This window comes from Mycoplasma milvi, assembly GCF_048284715.1.
Taxonomy (GTDB): domain Bacteria; phylum Bacillota_I; class Bacilli_A; order Mycoplasmatales; family Metamycoplasmataceae; genus Mycoplasmopsis.
Genome location: NZ_JBLWAH010000001.1, coordinates 97,285 through 118,085, shown reverse-complemented (window position 1 = coordinate 118,085; position 20,801 = coordinate 97,285). Strand labels below are relative to the sequence as shown.

Here is a 20,801-nt window from a genome sequence, read left to right as displayed (position 1 = left end):
TTGACTATTTTAGCCTTGTTATATATTTTTTAATTAAATTAAACTAATTATATTAAAATTAGTCTTATTTTTTATAAAAAAATAAGCATTTAACAGCATTATTTTTTTAGCGCCACAATGAATTCTATCTGAATTAGGCTATTTCTTTAATTATTTTAAATGTCTAAAAATATGGAAATTTCCACAATTTGTGGAAAAATGTGGAACAAAGCACAATTTCAGTTATATTAAGAAAATAAATAATATAATAAATTTGTAAGACGCATGTGAATGCTGCTTACAAGCTAAACTTTTATAAAGTGGATAAAAAACTAACTTTTATTTATATCGCACTAAGTTATGCTATTTTGCATAAAGACCCCCACAATATAAAAGTAATTGACTTTATCATGGATAAAGTGTTCCCTAGTAGGTAACTATTAGTGGTTTCAGTATAAAAAAGATTTTGTTGTTTAAAAAAGTGAATGCTTTTTACGCACGGGAGTGCGTTTTTTCTACTTTAAAAATTGCTTATGATAGAATAATATTAAAAGGAAAATATGGCAAGAAATAAATTTCAAATAGTATCAATTATTTTTACAATTTTAGTAATTACTTCTGGACTAGGAGCTGCTGCCTATGGTATTTCTAACGCTATTATAAATTACAAACAAGGAACTAATTGAGCAAAACAAAATCGACCAGCTCTCTTAGAAATGAGACAAAAATATCTAAACTTATGAAATAAAGCTAAAGATGAAAATGATTATTATGTTACATATAAAACAAGAGAATGTATAAATCAAATTGATAATTATCTAAATGATAATTATTTTTTAAGAAATAGCAATCCAAATCAAAATGCATTTAATACTCTTAAGGAGTTTTATGACTCATTGCAACGATTATTTAATGAATATATTACTGAATATAAAAATCAAGTTGAGCAAGTTCTAAGGGTTTCTAATAGCTTAGAGGTATGGGCCAATAATCAAAGTGAAGAAATCAAAAAAGCTTTGCATAATAGTAAAGTATGAAGCAAGATAGTAAATATAAAACAAGAATCAGAGTTTTGACCAACTAAAACTATATCCATTCATTGAAAGTGGTTTTATCAATTACCAAGTATTTTGAATTCATATGCACAAACTAATCCAACATTAAAAGCCAATTTTTATAGCTACCTTTATCAAAACATTCTAACATTGTGCAATGAAAAATATTACACATCTTGAGAATGAGAAAATAATAAATTAAATAGTCTAGCACAAGAAATGGAAGCAAAAGTCAAGCTAGCTGATAATAAAGATTTAGTCCTTGAACAATTAGACAGCTTTTTGAAAACTGCTTGAGACTATTTAGAATTATATAATCAAGGCAAAAGAGAAATTGAAGGATTAAAGCACTATGCATCAGAGCTGTCAAGAAAGCAAATTTCTATAAATAATTTTATGAAAATGGATTTATTTAAAGTCCAATATGGCAGTGAAATTGAGAAGCATAAAGAAATGATCCAAATTGATTTAAATCAACCTTTTGAAAAAATTCAACAGCAATATTTAGACTTCTTTAATTTTATTAATCCAATTCTTCAAAAAGGATTTTTACTTCTAGGGTTTGGAACTGAACAATACAAACCTTTTAAAAATCTTAGATCTCAATTTTATAGCTACTTAAAAACACTAGCAAATAGTGATCTTTATGCTCAGGCTAGAGTGCGAGCCCAAGAGCTTATTGATAAATACTCTAATGAGTTTGCAAATAATCAAAATAATTCAAGTAAGCTTGAAGAACTTTTAATGCAATACCAACAAGCATATAATGATTTTGTTCAAAAGTTTACAGCTGTAAATAAAGCAACAAATTAGTAAGTAATTTAATATTAGTCACAATAGTGACTTTTATTATGCTTTAGGTAAATTTGCTTTAAATTTTAGTGGGAATGTTAAAATTATTAAAGATAAAAGAAAAGGAATATGTTATGAAAAAATGGAAATTTGCTCTTGGAGCAATAAGCATGCAAAGTTTAATACCACTAGTGGCTTTATCATGTAATGATACACAAGTGCAGGAACTAGATAAGAAAAATAAGTTAATTGAACAACTACATCAACAAATTAATCAACTAAATCAAGCTTTAGGGCAAAAACAAAATGATTTAACAAATGCAAACAAACAACTATTACAAGTTAATAGAAATTTAGCTTTAGTACAAGATCAACTAGTTGAAGCTAAAAGTTCTAATGCTTCATTAGTATCTCAAATTGAAAAATTAAAGGCTCAAAATAAAGAGCTAAATGAACAATTACAGCAAAATGCTATCGATATAACTAATTGCCAAACTCAGATAACTAGATTGCAACAACAAGTAAAAGAGTTGCAAAATAACGAGGAATATAAAAATCTGGCTGAACAAATAAAAGAGTTAAATAAGCAAATTGCTTCCTTACAAGAAACTATTAATCAAGCTAATGATACTCATGTTCAAGACCAAGAACAAATTCAAACATTAAAAGCACAATTAGCTCAAGCTCAAAAAGATAAAAGCAACTTAGAACAAGCACTAAAAACCAAAAATGATGCAATAAATCAAACAGCTAGCCAGCTACAAGAAGCACAAGGGAAAATAAAAGAATTAACTGCAAGTAATCAGAAATTGCAAGCAACTATTGAAACAAATAATGCTACCATTAAACAAAATAATATAACAATTGCTTCATTAAAAGAACAAATTAAGACAAATACAGAAAAAGTTGCATCATTGCAAACACAACAAGAACAATTAAACAAGCAAGTGGAACAACTTTTAGCTCAATTAGCAAGTGCTAAAAGTGCCTTAGAAGTTGCTAATAGTTCTAATGCAACATTGCAGGAACAAAACGCTAGATTACTTGATGAAATTGCAAAGCTTAAAAAACAAATTTCTAATAATTCTGGAGAAAGTGAAATTGATAAAGACAAAGTGCTTTCTACAGCAGAAATTAAGAAATATTATCAAGAACATCCTAACTTAAAACAATTTAAACTAGATACTAGTGTGGAAGGAAAACTTGAAAATAATAAAGCTTATATTAGTTCCATTCTAAATCGAACATTTTCTTTAATTTGAGATTTTAGTGATGGAACTAATACAGCTGGAACTATTTGATTGTTAGATTATCATAAAGAATCAGATACTAAATATAATCTTTTCTTTGCTACTAATTATCATGTCGCAGCTGAACTATATTCAGATAAAGACTTTACATTTAATGCACAACCCAATCGTAAAAAATCAATTACCAATATTCGTCTAGGAGCTATTGATAATTGAACGATTGCAAAGCGTAAGTATAGTTATAAAGAATTAAGTCATGAAATGTGACCTAAAAACTTGTTTTTAGCGCACAACTTCATGGATCAAGAAGTTTCTTCTCTATATCAAGGACGTTACTATACAGAGTTTTCTGTCATTGAATTTGACTATGACATAGAGAAATTCAACGCTTTACCCCCAATTGATCCTAAATTAAGTGAGGTTGAAAAAAGAGTTAGAATCGAAGAATTAAAACAAATGAAAGCAGATAATAACATCCTAACTAAAAAGCTTAATAATGCAATTAAAGAATTAGACTTATCAATTGAAAAATTCAAAAGTGGTTCTTACCCAATGCAAAATTCTACTTTACCATATGCTGGAATGGATTATGGCTCAGTTGCATTATTTGCGCATAATGTTTTAGGAACAAAAGATGGTGTAATTCAGCAGCCTAATACCATCAATAAAATCAATAAAGTAAGTAGTGATATTGAAAAATACTTTGGAGATGTTAAACTTCAAAAACAACCTACATGAGACTATTTTGCTGGATATCCATTTGTCAATGCTAGCAGAAATCAGTTGCTATATAATGTAGCTCCTTCTATGCTAGGCAGTCAAACTGGTCTTGTTCATAGTATTGATCAAAACTTTTGACGTACAATTGATTGATATAATGGTAATGTTATTGCGAATCATGGTGCAGAATTTAATGATGAATCTAGAAGCAAATTTTATGGCCTAGCATATGAAAACTTAGTACCATGCGATATTATTGGAGGAGCTTCAGGCTCATTAGTGGTTAATGATTCTAATTTACCAGTAGGACTGCTATTTGGGCATAATGGTAAACAGCCTTTAACTGATAATCAAAACGCTCAAGTAGTCTTAGAAAAAGCTTTAACTGTTGGTTATGCTTTAAATATGCCATTTTATTCAAGCAATATTAATGGTTATGTGCAACCTTATAATGTTATTGATGGAACTGATAAAGTAAAATATCCACATCAAGTAAATTCATATCGTGAAACGTTGACCAAAGTTTATGGATCAAATTATCAAACAGCATTATTTAAATAAAAAAATGTCTAAAGTGCTTATAGCAATTTAGGCATTTTTATATTAATCAAATTCAATTTTTTCTCAATTATCTTCATGATTTACTGAAGCAATTGTACATAGTTGAGTTTTTAAAATTCAAGAGAAAAATCTAGTTCCAAATAGCTTAATCATTAGCTTAGTATATTTAGAATTGAAATCATCACTTGTTAAATTATTTTCTTTAATAATTGTATAAATTACTACTCGGTTTAATGGATACAATCCAAGGAATGCAAGCATAGCAAATATGTAAATCATAAACATATAATTAATAAATGATCCATGATATGATGGATTTGCAAAGGCGTTAATAATTAATCCAAGCCCTGTGAAAACAAAAATTAAATTAAGTACCGGAAAAGCATTAATTAAGCAAGTGATTGCCTTTTTATTGCCTTGTTTAGCTACATTTGAATTTACATCAAGATCATAAGTTGGTTTAATGTAGATATATTTGTAAATAAAAGTAAGTAATTTACCTTTTTCACTAGGAAAACGATGAATTGGCGCCTCAATATCTTTGATTAAAATTCTGATTCAAAGGTTAAATCCGAATTTTAAATTATAGAAAGCAATAAATGGTGCTAGCATAAGAAGCCATACCCCAAAGAATGCTTCAGCTGCTATAAAAAACTTGAGTTCATTAGGATTTTTTGAAGCTTTAATTTCTTCAATAAATATAGGCATGATTACAGGCAAAAGTAGTAAGGTATATAGTGCTGCTATAAGTATAATTGCCAAAATAATTCCAATTGAAAATAGCCAGTAAATTTTTTTCTTGTTTCTTGATTCGTTCATATATACTCCTTAAAATATTTACCTTTTTATTATATAGAGAAGTTAAATAACCTTTTGAAAATTGAATTTATTTCCACATTTTGTTCCATATTTATAATTTCGTGCATAAAATAAAACTTTTTATTTGGCCTAATACTGTAAAAAGTTTATTTAGTTTTTATCTACATTTTGAATTTAATAAATATTGTTTCTTTAAGCTTAGTACATAGTTAAAAAGTGGCAGATAAAATTCTTTATTTTTTAGATTATGAAATTTAAAATAGGATAAAATTTAAGTAATATTTTAAATAAGGAGATCTTATGTTTGAAAACATAAAAAATAAAGAAGTTAATCACAAAGATATGTGCAATCTAGCTGGTATTATTGATGCATTTGGTGGTTTTGATAATATTTTAGCTTTTAATAACTCAGTATCTCAATTAAGATATGATGTTAAAAATATTGCATTAGTTAATGTTGAAGAATTAAAAAGACTTGGAGCAAGTGATATCAAAATATTTGATGCTGCAAGACACGTACAAGCAACATTCCCATGTGCTGAAGAATTAAACTGCTTTATTAAATGCAATAAAGAAGAATTAAAACCTTTATGTTCATCTGTACAAGCTAACAGTGAAAGTAACTGCGGATGTGCTAAAACAGAGGCTAAAGCTCAAGTGGTAAATCAAATTGATGTATTAGCACCAGTTACAGGAACAACATTTACTTTAGAATCTTTAAATGATGGTGTATTTTCTAAAGGATTAGTTGGAAAAGGATTTGGAATCAAATTAACAAACGAAACAAAAGCTGAAGTAGTTGCTCCATTCGATGGAAAAATTGCTATGATGCCAGCTAATAAATCTCAAATCATTTTATCTAACTCAAGTAATGGTGTTGAAGCTGTTATCTTATTTGGAAAAGACAGCTACAAATTAGATGGAATTGGATTTAAAGCTTTTGTTGCTTTAAATGACTCAGTTAAAGCTGGGGATAAATTATTTGAATTAGACTTAAACAGATTTAACAATGAAAACATTAATAAAGATGTATTATTTGTGTTAACACAAGATTCAAAATTCCAAGAAATTAGTAATTTAGAAGCTAATGCAACAGTTGGAAAGAAATTATTTACTTTAAAATAACTTACATTTAATAATTAACACGGGGCAACCTGTGTTTTTTAATACTATGTTGTAGAACTATAGTGGATTAGTAAAAACTATGCTTTTGCATAGTAATTACTAATCCGTATTGAGAAAGTACTTATTATAAAAATCTTGATAATATGTCATTTATATTTATCACATAAGTAGTATTAAATAATGTTCCATAGCATTATTATTGTTATATAAAAATTATAGAGAAAAATAGCCTATTTTTTAATTTAAAAAAGCAATACCTCTATATATTTAGCTTATTAGTCAAATGAAAGTTACAAAATAATAAAAATAAAATCAGTGAATAAAAATCCACTCTAGGAGTGAATTAGTTAAATGATACAATGGCAAAACGATCTTTGCCGGCCATATCTTTATGAATTTCAATTTGATATTTTATTTGTAGTTGTTTTCAATATTGTTTGTGAAATGGATTAATTTCAAAAAAGATTTTTCCACCTGGATTGAGGTAATTTTGACCTTGTTCAATAATGGTTTGATAAAAATAAAAACCATCTTGGGGGGCATATAGTGCATGTAATGGCTCAAAATTAATTACACTAGCATCTAGCTGCTCGCTTTCTTGAATGTAAGGTGGATTTGAAACAATTACATCAAACTTTTGATCTATATTATTAAATAAATCGCTTTGAATAATATTAATATCTACTTGGTTGCTTAAGGCATTTTCAGCACTTTGCGCTATAGCTTCCGGATCTATATCACTAGCAGTTAAACTTCAAGTTGGATTAGCTTTCTTTAATGCAATAGCAATAAAACCTGAGCCAGTGCATAAATCTAGCACTTGCAAGTTATTTATATTTTGGTATGCTTGTTCAACAAGTAAAATTAATTCTTCAGTTTCATAACGAGGAATAAGAACCTTATGGTTAACATTGATTCTAACATCATGCATATCAACATATCCCATAATTTTTTGCACCGGCATCCCTTGCTCAAGGAGCTCTAATTCAAAAGAAGATACAGTTTGAGGCAAACCATATCTTCTTTTTTCAAGCAATAAATCTGCTTTTGTAGGCATTAATTAAATTCCTGCTTCAGCAATTTTTTCATTTTGCTCTTCAACAAGTAGTGCATCAATAATTGAATTTAACTTACCTTCCATAACTGGAAGTAAGCTGGTTGAATAAGAAACTCTATGATCTGTAACTCTATCTTGTGGGTAGTTATATGTTCTAATCTTTTCACTTCTAGCTCCAGAACCAGCTAATTTACGGTAGCCTGATTCTTCAGCTTGTTTCTTTTGAAGCTCGATGTCATATAACTTAGATTTAAGCACTCTAAAGGCAATATCCTTGTTTTGGATTTGGTTTTTACCTTCTTGACAAGTAACAACAATTCCAGTTGGTAAGTGGGTAATTCTAACAGCAGAATCAGTTGTGTTAACTGATTGTCCACCATTACCACTTGAACGATAAACGTCAATTCTGACATCTTCTGATTTAATTTCAATGTTGATATCATCATCGATTTCTGGCATAACTGTAACTGTAGCTGTTGAAGTATGAACTCTACCTTTAGTTTCAGTTACTGGGATTCTTTGTACTCTATGTACTCCTGATTCAAACTTAAGTTTTGAATAAGGTTTATCTCCCTTAACTGAGAAGACAACTAGAGTAAATCCACCAGCTTCAGCTGCAGAAGATTCAAGTAAAGTAAGTTTCATATCATTTTGACTAGCTCATTTAGAATACATTCTAAATAAGTCTCCAGCAAAAATGTTAGCTTCATCTCCACCAGCTGCTCCACGGATTTCAACAATAACGTCTTTATCATCGTTTTCATCTTTAGGTAGAATTAAAATCTTTAATTCATCAGTTAGTTTTTGCATTTTGTCTTCAGCTTCAGCAATTTCCATTTTAGCTAATGAAACTAGTTCATCATCATTTTCTTTAAGCATTTCTTTAGCATTCTTTAAATTGCTTTCTGCTTCTAGATAGCTATTAAAAGCATCTACGATATCTTGAATTGAGTTGATCTCCTTGTTTAATTTTGTGTACTTTTTAATATCATTAATAACTTCTGGATCTTGAAGTTGTTTTTCAAATTCATCATGTTTTTGTTTGATTTGCATCAAAGAGTTATACATAGTTGTTTCCATAATTGTATATTTTAACATATAGCTCAATTTTTCAGCCTATTTTTTCAGTCTATTATATAGAAATTGAGGGAAAAATATTGTCTTGGTGATGTGCTCAGTAGATAATGAATAGAAAAAATATAGCTGCCAAAATTGCAACTATATTAACAAAACATCTTTTCTAATAAAGCTTGTTTGATGTTATTTAGTTTTTCAAGTTTTTGTTCTTGAGAATGGATAAGAGAGTCTATACTATCCAAGAATATAGATATCTTAGATTGCTCATTCTTATTAGATGGAAAGTAAATTTCCATATCTGCTATCATTTCTAGTCTAACTGAATCAACTGTTGCCTTAGCTGACATTCTTATGACTCTATCATAAAAATTAGATGAAAAATATCAATAAAAATACTTTCCTAAAACATCGGTAAAATTTGATATTTTATAGCATCTTTGATGCAAGTCAAATTTTCCATTAATATAGTGAAATACTTTGCCTATATTACCATCCCCAATTGTAATAACAGCCTCTTCATCATAAAGATATTTATTGCTTTTTAAAGGTTTATCAGATCTTATGAAAAATGGATAAGCACCATTTACATCACTGTCTTGAGTATTACTATTACCTGTAGTAATGTAACCCAAACTTTTTACTAATTTATGATTTCATGCATCTAGGAAATCTTTAAACCTAATATCTGGCATTTTTTGATTATCTGAAGCAAACATTTTATTTAGCAATGATTGTTTTATTGTTTGAAGTTTTTCAAGTTTTGACTTTTGAGATTCAATAATTAGATCTAGACTTGAGAAAAATTTTCCTATTTTTTGTTGTTCTTTTTGTATTACAGATATTTTTCCTTGCTGCATTTTTAAAATGCCAAAATGTCTTGTATATCCATGACTATCAGGCAGATATTTTTCTATTACTTTGTGAACAAACTCTATTGAGTAACCTTTCTTGCTTTGCAAAATTCGCACACCATCTGATGCTACAAAAAATGGCGATTTAGGCTTATATAAAGACAAGGTGTGATCTCCAAAAACTAAAACATTATTATAGTGAATAAATGGCACACCATTTGCAAAACCAGAAATTGGTTCACTGCCTTGTTGAATAATAGGATATGAACCGCTTGAAATAGGTGTATTAATATATTTTTTATATGGAAGAGAAGAAATAATATCTTGAATTAATATATATTTTCATTCTTCTTCAAACCCTTTAAACCTAATAGCTGGTACTAATTTTTCCTTTTGCATAAATCCTTCCATCTCAAACTAACTTGTTATAAATTAATTGTATCACAGCAATGCTAGAAGTAAGCAAAATGCGCTCTTTTCTTATGCATAAACTTGAAGATTAAGTATTATAATAATTTCTATATAAATATTTAGGAGTTGAAATGAAAATTTTAATTAAGAATGCAACAATTATTACAATGGATGATGTAAATAAAGTTATTTATGATGGAAATGTCTATATTGAAGATAAATATATAGTTAACGTGACTCAAGATTTAGATTCTGAGTTTCAAGCTGATAAAGTAATAGATGCTCATGGTAATGTGTTAATGCCTGGATTAATTAATTGCCACACTCACATTGCAATGACAATATTAAGAAACCATGCTGATGATGTTAACTTAGAAGATTGATTATATAATTGCATTTTCCCAGTTGAAGCCAAAATGGGTCCACAAGAAGTTTACTATGGGGCTAAACTTGGAATGCTAGAAATGATTGCTAGTGGAACTACCACCTTTTTAGATATGTATTTCCAAGAAGCTCAAGTAGCTAAAGCTGCTAGTGAAGTAAATATTAGAGCTTTCTTAGGAACTGGAGTTACAGGAGATTCACTTGAAAGAAATCTACAAGAAACTAGAGATTTATATAATAAATATAAAGATAGTGATCTAGTACAAGGAATTGTCTCTCCTCACTCAGTATATACTAATGATGAAAAAGATTTAGTGGCTTGTTCACAATTATTAAAAGAATTAGACTGCTTACATACTATTCACTTAAATGAATCAAGTGCTGAAGTTAAAAATGCTATTGCTAAATATGGTATTAACTCCTTACAAGAAGCTTATAAAACTGGCAACTTAACCAATAAAACTGTTGTAGCTCATGGAGTGCATTTAACTCAAGATGATATTGAATTAGTTAAACAAGTTGGATGTTCAATTGCACATAACCCATGTTCTAACTTAAAATTATCTTCAGGTATTTTACCGGTAGCTCAATTACTTGATGATGGAGTTAATGTTTGTCTTGGGACTGATGGAGCTGCATCAAATAATAACTTAGATATGTTTGAAGAAATGAAGTTTGCTTCACTAATTCAAAAAGGTGTATATAGCGATCCAGTGTTACTTCCAGCTTGAGAAACATTAAAGATGGCTACGGTTAATGGAGCTAAAGCACTACACATGCAAGAAAGTTTAGGAAAAGTTGAACCTGGCTATTTAGCTGATTTAATCTTAGTTGATATCAATAATATTAATCACACACCAAAAGCTAATATTATTAACTCTTTAGTTTACTCAACTAATAGTAAGGATGTCTATACTACTATTATTAATGGAAAGATTGTTTATGAAGACAGAGTCTTTAAAACAGCTGATGTAACTGAATTAATCAATAAGGTAAATGATCTATATAGCAATCTAATTAAGTAAATGCTGCATAAGCATTTTTCTTTATCTTTTTAATTATTAAATAAATAATTAAGCAAGCCAGTTAAATAAAAATCTTAAAAAAATATTTATCAATTTCAAAAAATAAAGGTATAGTTATTACTAATTATGGGAACAAAAAATTTAATTATTGTCGAATCACCTAATAAGGTAAATACAATTCAAAAGTATGTAGGAGATGACTTTGAAGTTATCGCCAGTGTAGGTCATATTTTAAAAATGAAGACTACCGGAACTTATGGCTTTGGAATTGATATGGAACATTGAGAACCAGAATACAGTGCTGACTCAACTAAGAAAAAAGTAATTACACAATTAAAGACAGCTGTTAAAAATGCTAACCACATTTATATTGCAACTGACCCTGACCGTGAAGGGGAAGCAATTGGATATCACTTAGTTGAATATTTAAAGCTAGAAGGTAGATATTCTCGGATCAAATATAATGAAATTACTAAAGATGCTATTTTAAAAGCTTTAGCTAAACCTTTAGAATTAGACTATAACTTAATTGATGCTCAAAAGGCACGTAGAATGCTAGATAGAATCATTGGTTTTAGACTTTCTAAATTAATGCGTACTAAGCTAAAACAAGCACCCGGAACACCAACAGCTGGTAGAGTGCAAAGTATTGCCCTTAAACTCATCGTTGATCGTGAAAATGAAATTAGAGCTTTCATTCCAGAGAAATATGCTACTCTTGGAGCTAAAATTGGTAAAGATAATTTTGCTTACTATTTTGACGCTAGTGTAACTGGAGATAGAAAAGACTGAATCATTGAATCTCAACTAGAAGAATTCAAAAAATACTTCGCTACAGCTAAAAAAGAATTATTAGTTACTGATGTTAAAGTTAGTGAAAGAAAAGTTCCAGCAATGCAACCATTCAAGCAAGCTGTAATCTATCGTAAGTCACCACTTTCATCTCAAACTACTCAATATGTGTTGCAAAAACTTTATGAAGGATTTGGAGATGGGGGGCTAATTTCATACCCAAGAACAGATTCTACTCGTTTATCTCAAGACTTTATAGACCAAGCACATAGCTATATTGAGAAAAAATGAGGTAAAGATTATATTGCTAGTGAAGTCAAAGGATTTAGCGGAGATCAAGACGCCCACGAAGCAATTAGACCTACTCATATTGAGCTAACCCCAACTAGTGCTAAAGCTTTATATAATTTAACTGAATCTGAATTCAAGATTTATAAAATGATTTATGACAATACATTACAAGCACTAATTAAACAGCCAATTAGAGAAGTAACTGCATATACATACCAAAATGGTTCATATACCTTTAGAAATTCATATTCTAAGATTAAATATGATGGTTACTATGTTGTTACAGGTAAAGAAAGTGAAGATATTGATCCAAGCTATCAAGTTAATCAAGCGATACCTGTTAAAGACTTTATTTTTGAAGATCATGAAACTAAACCTGTAGCCAGATATAATGATGGATCATTAATTGAAGCACTTGATAATATTAAGGTTGGTAGACCTTCAACTTTTGCAGCTACAGTTAAAATTGTAAAAGATAGAAACTTTGCAGTAAAAGAAGCTAATGCTTTAGTACCTACTCAATTTGGTGAAATTGTGCTTAAAGACTTAATTTCTGGCTTTCCAACAATTATTAGTGAAGACTATACAGCTCATGTTGAAGCTGAATTGGATCAAATTGCAGAAGCTCAAATTAGTAAAGATGTTGTTATGCAAGATTTTTGAGACAAGTTTGTTACTGAGTTTGAAAAAGCTGATAGCAAAATTGAAACCTATACCTTCCCTCTTAAAGAATTTGAAACCCCATGTCCACTTGATGGTGGTATCTTAGTTGAAAGATTTAATAAGAAAAATCAAGCCTTTGTAGCTTGCAAAAATTTCCCAAAATGTAAATATACAGCTAGCTTACCTGAAACAAAAGCTGAAGATGAAGACAGCGAAGAAGCTACATTTATTAATGATATTGAACTAGATTAAATTATTGCATATTATAATATTGTAAGAATTTTGTTTTAAACACTCTATTCTGCTATAGAGTGTTTTTTATATATCTGTTATAGAGTATGCATTGGAAAGATATAAGTTTTAAATAAAAAAGTATTAAATGTGACTACTTATAAAAATATATACTTTGTTTTAATAAGTAAAATAATTTTTAACTATATTTTAGGCTTAAAAGTATCATAGCAATTAAATTTACCTGTTATTTTTATTGTTAATAATTTTTGAAAAAGATATAAAAAATCAAGCCCGAAGGCTTGAAGATTATTGTTTTTGCGTCTTTTTTAGTTTCATTTTCTGCTTTATTAAATGAGTTACATTATAGTGATATCAAGCTTTTAAAACAAAACCAAAAAGCACAAACACTAAATATGAAACAATAGCTACTGTGTTTTTAATCCCTCATGTATCTCCAATAATTCATGGACAATAAAATAAGACTAATAAGAAAATTATTGCAATTAAATCTAATCCATATATTATTTTTTCTCAAACCGGAATGCGAGGGATTCTTTTTTTATTATCAAGTGTAAATGCAGTACTAAAAGTAATTATATCTTCTATAAACAAGGCAGTTGAACATGCAATAATAGTTCCATCAAAAAAGTCTTTTTTATCAGTTTCATTATCCATTATTGAAGGTATGATTCATAAAATTACCATTGATATTAAAATAATGATTGTAGTAAATACAATTGCATTTTTGAATTCATGATTTTTATTTTGCTTAGCTAGAGAAGCAGGTAAATAACCATCTTGAGCTAATGGCACAACCCTTCTGGCAGTTGAAGCACTTTGGAAGAGCTTAAAGCTTAGATCATTACATAAGAATCCAATGATAAACAATATAACACCAGCACTACCTAGACCATAAGTATAGATAGCTGAAATATTTATATTACTATTAGCGTTAGGCTTTAAATTATCAGGTAAAAATAAGTAAAGTGAGAAAAATATTAAATAGAATGTAAAAATAACAGCAAATGAAATAAGCAGAATTTTACGGAAGTTTTTAAATTTAACATCTTTAACCATTGCGGACACATCTTCAATCCCGGCAAATGCATACATAAATAGCAATGTATTGGAAATAATTAATCTTGGAGAGATAACATTTAATTTTGGATCTGCATTTATAGCCATTGTTGGCACAACTGGCGTTTTAGCAACAGCTATCATCATGATAACAAGAGCTAAAACTAGAATAAATCATTTAAAAGATGAAGCAATGAGTATGATTTTTTTATTAGTTTTTAGACCAATAGTTGATATTGCAATAATGATAATAAATAAAACTATTGAGACTCCACGAGTTATTCACATAACTAAATCATACTGTGCGAAATGCTCTTTATCTGGTATTATTAGCTCCACTGCATCAACTAAAAATAGGGGTGCAATTGCTGATAATAAAGGCATTTGAATAAACTGGTTTCATCCAACAAAAAACACTAAGTTATCTAAAAATTTATTTTTAGAACGCGTGGCTTTATTTTTTGCGACCTCATCATCAATGTGACGAGCAAAAGAGTATGAGCCTCCATAATGATCATTATAAGTATTAGCCAGACGTGAATAGGCTAAAGCTATCCCAAATACACAAAATCCAGCTAATAATAGAACTAAATATCCTCAGTAAGAGATTTTTAGCACTTGTGATATAGTGGTTATAAAACCAACACCTATAACAAAGTTTATAGTAAAGAATGTAAAACTTTTCTCTGTGAATTGTTTTTCCATAACCTATCTATTTTGCGAAAGTAATAATTTCATTAGGTTGTTTTCCTTCAAAAATTACTTGATATATTTCTTCATAATTTTTAACAGGAATGTATTCTAATTTTCCTTTAATTTCAAGTGGAACATCTTTTAGATTTTTAACGTTTCCAGCAGGAATAAAGATACGTTTTAAGCCCTTGGATGAGGCTGCAAATGATTTTTCTTTTAATCCACCAATTTCTAGCACCTTTCCACGTAATGTAATTTCACCTGTCATTCCAATTTCATTTGGAACTGCTCTTTGTGAAAGGGCTGAAATAATTGCTGTGGTGAAAGTTACACCAGCTGACGGACCATCTTTTGGTACAGCACCTTCAGGAACGTGGATGTGAATTGTGTTAGATTCAAAATCAAAATTGTCAACACCAAAGTGTTTTGCATTTGCTCTAACATATGTTAAAGCAATTTGAGCTGATTCTTGCATTACTTCTTTTAAAGAACCAGTTAATTTGATTTCTGATTTACCTTCATAGGTTGTTACTTCAATTGGTAAAGTAGATCCACCATATGAAGTGTAAGCTAAACCTGTTACTACACCTGGAAGGTTATCTTCTTCTTTTTCTTCATCTTTATATTTAATAACACCAAGTAATTCTTCTAAATCACTTATTTCAATGTTGTATGAAGTAATGCCTGGGTCATTAAGTTTTTTAAGAACAATTTTACGAGCAATTTTGTCAAGAGTACGTTTTAGGCCACGAACTCCAGCTTCCATTGTATAGTGCTTGATTATGTATTCCAAGGTTTCATCAGAAATCTTGAACATTCTTTTTCCTAAGCCTGATTGTTCAAGCACTTTTGGAACTAAGTATTTCTTAGCAATATTTACTTTTTCACTTTGTGTGTATGATGAAAGTTCAATAATTTCAACCCTATCTACAAGTGCAGGTGGAATATTATCGAAGTAGTTAGCTGTTGCAATGAAAATACATTTAGAAAGGTCATATTCATGTTCAAGATAGTGATCTTGGAATTTTGTATTTTGTTCAGGGTCAAGGACTTCTAACATTGCACTAGCTGGATCACCTTTAAAGTCTGAAGCCATCTTGTCAATTTCATCAAGTAGGATAACTGGGTTTGAAACACCAGCTTTAGTAATACCTTTAATGATTTTTCCAGGCATTGCTCCCACATAAGTTCTTCTGTGACCTCTGATTTCAGATTCGTCATGCACTCCTCCAAGTGAAATTTTGACAAATTCTCTACCTAAAGCTTCAGCAATAGCTTTTGAAAGAGATGTTTTACCAGTTCCTGGAGGACCAACTAAGGTAAGAATTGGAACGTTATTATATTTATCTTGTAAATTTTTACCATTTTCTTTAAAAAGATCATGGTCGATTAAATATTCATTATCAATAATTGTGTATTCACTCTTGTTCTTAACTTGTTTCTTTGTGTTAATTAAAACAGCAAGATATTCAAGAATTCTTTCTTTGATTTCTTCTAGACCATAGTGGTATTGGTCTAAAGTTTCTTTAACATTTCTAATATCTAATAATTCACGTTGAACTTTTCTTCAAGGCAATTTTTTAAGAGTGTTGGTATAGTTCTTAGATATTGCAGCTTCAGGTGATGCTGGCATCATTTCTGAAGAGCGCTTTTCTTCTTCTGAAATTAACTTAATAACTGATTCTGGATAAATAGTTCTTAATTTTTCATCCTTAATAGTCTTAATAAAGTCATCTTCAACAACATCTGAGCCCATTTCTTCAAGGTAATTTTGCAATTGTTTAATCTTTTCTCTAATAATAAATTCTTGTTGCTGTTTACCTAATTTTTGAGTTAATTTATTGTTAATATCACTATTTACTTCCATTTGAGTAGTAATTAACTCTGTAATTTGAGAAATAACGAATTCAATTGGGCCTTGACGATCTTGAGTATAAATATCAAGTAAGTCAAATTTAATTCTAAAGAAAAGTGGATCCAGGAAGTTAATAATTGTGGCTATTTCTTCATAAACATATTGATCAGAAGATTTAGGTATTTTACTATCAATGTTGTTTAAGAATATATTCTCAACTTCAGCCATTGTATATCTTTTATCACCAAAAATGTGATGTTTGAAAGGTATAAATTCACGATCAATTAGGCTTAGTGGATCTTCTTCAGTCATTCCATTAGGGAATGGGTGACCTGGCGTACTTAAATCCTTAACTGTTTGGATAAAGTTTCTAATAACCTTAACTTGTTCAGGTGTATTAGCAAACTCTCTTCAAGGTAATAATTGAGGAACATCTCTAATCCCTTGAGCAGCATAAAGAGGTACTTCAAAAGTTTCTCCATCAATTGTCACTTCATTTAATTCAATTGTTTGTAAAAGTGAGAAGTTTGATAATGGTTTAAATGTAAATCTATAAACAAATTGGTTTTGATCTAGCTCCATCTTAATAGGTTTTACATAAACACATGGGCTCATCTTGAATTCATATTCAGTAAGTCCAGTTTCTTCTCCTAAACGTAGCATATCAAAACAAATAACAAGTGTATTTTCACGATTTTCAATATCTATGTGTTGGAAGAATTCATATAGTCTTTCAAACTGCTTGTCATTAACTTTTCCTTCAATAACACCGAATCCATCAATACCAGTAATTTCTTTTGCTGATACAACAAGTGCAAAAGAATTAGTTGAACGTTCTAAAATCTGCTCATCAATTTGTGATTCTTCTTTTAAAATATGATCATACTTAGAAAAATAGTTGATTCCTTCTAAAGCATCAATAAAGTCTTCTGTTGAAAGGTATCTGTATTTTTTTGTATTAGATTTTTTTTGCATTTTTCCTCTTTTCTATTTAATTACCAAATTAACAATTTTTCCAGGAACAAAAATTTCTTTAATAATTTCTTTGCCTTCTAATCATTTTGCAACAATAGTTTTAGCTTGAGCTAGAACTTGATCTTTGCTTGCACTTTTTGAAATTTGAAGTTCAGCTCTAACTTTACCATTAATAGTGATTCCGTAAGTAACTTCATCGAGTTCTAATGCTTTAGCATCAATACTAAAGTCTTTTAGATTAACAAGGCCAAAGTATTGATCAGAAATTTCTCAAGCAAAGTGTGGAATAAATGGTTCAAGAATGTTTAATAAAACATAAAACATTTCAGTGATTAAGTCTGCTCGAGTAATTTGGTCATACTCATTTAAGGTTTCCATCGTCCATGACACTAGAGTGTTAAAAGAATAATTGTTGCTTCTATCTTCGAAAGTTGCAATTTGTTTTTGCATACCTAGATATAGTTTATATCTAGCTTTCTTTTCTTGACTAGTTAAGCTAGCTGAATCAATATTCTTGTAATTAGAAGTCACATCAATTTCTTTTGAACGCTCAAATAAACGATTGATAAATTTAAAGCAGCCTACTACACCTGAATCACTTCATTCAAGTTCTTTTTGAGGTGGAGCAGCAAATAAGATAAATAATCTAGAAGTGTCAGCACCATAAGTTGCAATCATCTCTCCAGGTTCAACTACATTGCCTTTTGATTTAGACATTTTGGCACCATCTTTAAGTACCATTCCTTGTGTAATTAGGTTATTAAATGGTTCTCTAAAGCTTACTAAACCAACATCAGCTAAAGCTTTTGTAAAGAATCTAGCATAAAGTAAGTGCAAGATGGCGTGTTCAATTCCACCTATGTATTCATCAACTGAATTTCAGTAAGCTAAATGTTGGGGTTCGATTGCATAGTCTTCTCTTAAGTATGTAGGAGTTGTATAACGTAAGAAATATCAACTTGATTCAAAGAAGGTGTCTAGGGTATCTGTTTCTCTTTGTGCATACTCACCACATTTTGGACATTTAACTAAACGCCAATCTTCATTGGTATTAAGAGGATTACCTTGACCAGTAAAGGCCACTTTTTCGGGTAAAAGTACAGGTAGGGAGTTTAGTGAAACAGGGTTAGTCCCACATTTACTGCAGTTAACAAGTGGAATTGGTGTTCCTCAATATCTTTGACGTGAGATACCTCAATCTCTTAAGTTATATTTAACTTCAGTTTCAAGACTAGAAGGGTCGATAACTTGTTTATGATCTAATTCATAAGCTAAGTTATTGAAGTCCATAAAAGCTTTTTGAGTTTCATTGGTTGCAGAAACTAGTGAAACTTCTTTATTAGGATTATTTGAGGCAAAGTCTGAAATAATCACTGCTACTTCTTGTTTCGAAAATGGGTTAAGTGCTACAAAAGGAGTTGCAAGCATAATTTTTTTAGAAAAATCTTTTTTAACAAAGTTAAGATTGATTTCTTCTAATAATGTTAGTTCATCTTCACTAAAGTAGTTAGCTTGTTTTAAGTCTTCTACTAATGGGTGTTTATTTGAAATAGCTATATAGTCAATATTTGAAATTGTATTTAAGTTATTTTCATAAGCAAGTAATATAGTAGCAGAGCTAAATTTATTAGCCTTGAGATCAAAAGAAAGTTTGTAATCTTGACTTCTTCCGATTCAGTTCTTTTGCATGGTCAAAACTTGTTGAGGTCAGTGCCCTTCAAGTTGTTGCAAGTCAGCTAATAATTCATCGGCATAGGCAGTAATTTTTAAGTAGTAAGTATCCATTTCTTTTTGAATAACTTCACCATCACATCTTCAGCATTTATTATCAATAACTTGTTCATTAGCTAAAACAGTATTGTCATTTTCACATCAGTTAAGTTGTGATTTCTTTTTGTAAATTAAACCCTTTTCTCAAAGTTTAATAAAGATATATTGTTCTCATTTGGTGTAATCATAGTCTGCAGTAATGCATTCATAATTTCAAGCAAATGATATACCAAGTTTTTGAACTTCTTTATCCATTGAATCGATGTTTTCATATGTTCATTTTCTTGGATGGATTCCATGTTTAATTGCTGCATTTTCAGCTGGTAGTCCAAAAGCATCTCAACCAAATGGGTGAAGCACATTGTAACCTCTACGACGATAGTATCTAGCAATTGCATCACCAATTGAATAGTTTCTAACATGTCCCATGTGCAATTTACCACTTGGATATGGGAACATACTTAAAATGTATTTCTTTGGAAGAGTAAAATCTTCTTTTGGTTCAAAATAATTGGATTCTTGTCAATTATCTTGTCATTTTTTGTCAATAAATTTAAAATCAAACTTATCCATTTCCACTCCTTTTGTTTAATAAGTATTTTTAGAGCTAATTTTATATATAAAATTAGTCTTATATTCTCATGTAATAAATATATAAATTATAATGCAATTTATTAAGATGTTTGTTAAATTAAAAATAAAATATACAGTAAATGATCCAGCATAGTAGTTAGGAATACCAAAAAAGAAGTTTTTAAATTTACTATTATAATTATTTACTATTTCACTAAGGCTAAAACTACTAATAATGTTTAAAATACGAAAATAAATTATGTTAAATAAAAATGTATTTAAGATAGGCATAATAACACTTACTGCAAGGGATGAAAGTATCATGACTAGTATCACTTTAACTAGTGGAGTGCTAATTCTAGAACAATTAACTACTCTATATAATAAATAAAAAAATCCAAAAAAGAACAGTTGTGAAACAAATACAATAAAATTCCCTAAATATTCGACCCCGGCTCCAAGACTAAAAGGCAGAGTGGATGCAATCAAGGGCATAATTATAAAGCGAGAAAAGCTTACAATTAAAGCATAATTTAACCCTATATATGTGAAGGTAAGAAAGATCGGGATTAAAGATAAGTTAAAACTTAAAAATGAAGTAAATTTTAAAAACATGCTTAGTAGAGAAAGGATAATTGTAAGAGCCAACATTATTCCACTAAAGGCAATTTTGTAACTAGGCCTTAAAGTTCTCTTTCAGCTAAATTGCATGAGATTTTTCTTATTGTGATTAATATTTTCAAGGGTATTATCTGTCATATTTATTCCTTAT

The 20,801-nt window shown here is 29.4% G+C and carries 13 protein-coding genes; 5 read left to right on the top strand and 8 right to left on the bottom strand.

The window, feature by feature from the left end; genetic code table 4:
* The first annotated feature begins 539 nt into the window (after positions 1 to 539).
* Complete coding sequence (locus ACNQ13_RS00330) at positions 540 to 1,847, top strand: hypothetical protein (RefSeq protein WP_418035383.1); 1,308 nt, start codon at positions 540 to 542, stop codon at positions 1,845 to 1,847.
* A 113-nt stretch (positions 1,848 to 1,960) separates the two neighbouring features.
* On the top strand, positions 1,961 to 4,357 hold the full coding sequence (locus tag ACNQ13_RS00325; RefSeq protein WP_418035382.1) for an MIP family Ig-specific serine endopeptidase: 2,397 nt from the start codon (positions 1,961 to 1,963) through the stop codon (positions 4,355 to 4,357).
* A 42-nt stretch (positions 4,358 to 4,399) separates the two neighbouring features.
* Here the strand turns inward: ACNQ13_RS00325 and ACNQ13_RS00320 are convergent, their stop codons facing one another.
* Complete coding sequence (locus ACNQ13_RS00320) at positions 4,400 to 5,176, bottom strand: hypothetical protein (protein ID WP_418035381.1); 777 nt, start codon at positions 5,174 to 5,176, stop codon at positions 4,400 to 4,402.
* Between the two features lie 300 nt (positions 5,177 to 5,476).
* On the opposite strand from ACNQ13_RS00320, the gene ACNQ13_RS00315 reads away from it, so the two are divergent.
* Positions 5,477 to 6,301: a PTS sugar transporter subunit IIAB gene (locus ACNQ13_RS00315; protein WP_416741496.1), complete on the top strand. Its 825-nt coding sequence runs from the start codon at positions 5,477 to 5,479 to the stop codon at positions 6,299 to 6,301.
* 343 nt (positions 6,302 to 6,644) lie between these two features.
* Here ACNQ13_RS00315 and prmC read toward each other — a convergent pair whose 3' ends face one another.
* From prmC to ACNQ13_RS00300, 3 genes are all read right to left on the bottom strand, one after another.
* Positions 6,645 to 7,358 carry a peptide chain release factor N(5)-glutamine methyltransferase gene (gene prmC / locus ACNQ13_RS00310; RefSeq protein WP_418035380.1) on the bottom strand — a complete coding sequence of 238 codons (714 nt, stop codon included), beginning with the start codon at positions 7,356 to 7,358 and terminating at the stop codon, positions 6,645 to 6,647.
* A gap of 3 nt (positions 7,359 to 7,361) precedes the next feature.
* On the bottom strand, positions 7,362 to 8,438 hold the full coding sequence (gene prfA / locus ACNQ13_RS00305) for a peptide chain release factor 1 (protein ID WP_474623449.1): 1,077 nt from the start codon (positions 8,436 to 8,438) through the stop codon (positions 7,362 to 7,364).
* Positions 8,439 to 8,581: 143 nt separating this feature from the next.
* Positions 8,582 to 9,685 carry a restriction endonuclease subunit S gene (locus ACNQ13_RS00300; protein WP_418034691.1) on the bottom strand — a complete coding sequence of 368 codons (1,104 nt, stop codon included), beginning with the start codon at positions 9,683 to 9,685 and terminating at the stop codon, positions 8,582 to 8,584.
* A 143-nt stretch (positions 9,686 to 9,828) separates the two neighbouring features.
* Here ACNQ13_RS00300 and ACNQ13_RS00295 point away from each other — a divergent pair, with 143 nt between their 5' ends.
* Positions 9,829 to 11,106 (top strand): amidohydrolase, encoded by a 1,278-nt coding sequence (locus ACNQ13_RS00295; protein WP_418018662.1) that lies wholly within the window; start codon positions 9,829 to 9,831, stop codon positions 11,104 to 11,106.
* Positions 11,107 to 11,232: 126 nt separating this feature from the next.
* Positions 11,233 to 13,104, top strand: a complete 1,872-nt coding sequence (topA, locus tag ACNQ13_RS00290; RefSeq protein WP_416741492.1) for a type I DNA topoisomerase — start codon at positions 11,233 to 11,235, stop codon at positions 13,102 to 13,104.
* A 288-nt stretch (positions 13,105 to 13,392) separates the two neighbouring features.
* Here the strand turns inward: topA and ACNQ13_RS00285 are convergent, their stop codons facing one another.
* From ACNQ13_RS00285 to ACNQ13_RS00270, 4 genes are read right to left on the bottom strand one after another with little or no spacing between them, the layout of a single operon-like run.
* Positions 13,393 to 14,868 carry an APC family permease gene (locus ACNQ13_RS00285; RefSeq protein WP_418018660.1) on the bottom strand — a complete coding sequence of 492 codons (1,476 nt, stop codon included), beginning with the start codon at positions 14,866 to 14,868 and terminating at the stop codon, positions 13,393 to 13,395.
* A 7-nt stretch (positions 14,869 to 14,875) separates the two neighbouring features.
* Complete coding sequence (lon, locus tag ACNQ13_RS00280; RefSeq protein WP_418024224.1) at positions 14,876 to 17,686, bottom strand: endopeptidase La; 2,811 nt, start codon at positions 17,684 to 17,686, stop codon at positions 14,876 to 14,878.
* 12 nt (positions 17,687 to 17,698) lie between these two features.
* A complete protein-coding gene (locus ACNQ13_RS00275; protein ID WP_418035379.1) occupies positions 17,699 to 20,029 on the bottom strand; it encodes a class I tRNA ligase family protein in 2,331 nt (776 codons plus the stop codon).
* 15 nt (positions 20,030 to 20,044) lie between these two features.
* On the bottom strand, positions 20,045 to 20,788 hold the full coding sequence (locus tag ACNQ13_RS00270) for an MPN527 family putative ECF transporter permease subunit (protein WP_418032901.1): 744 nt from the start codon (positions 20,786 to 20,788) through the stop codon (positions 20,045 to 20,047).
* Between the last annotated feature and the right edge of the window lie 13 nt (positions 20,789 to 20,801).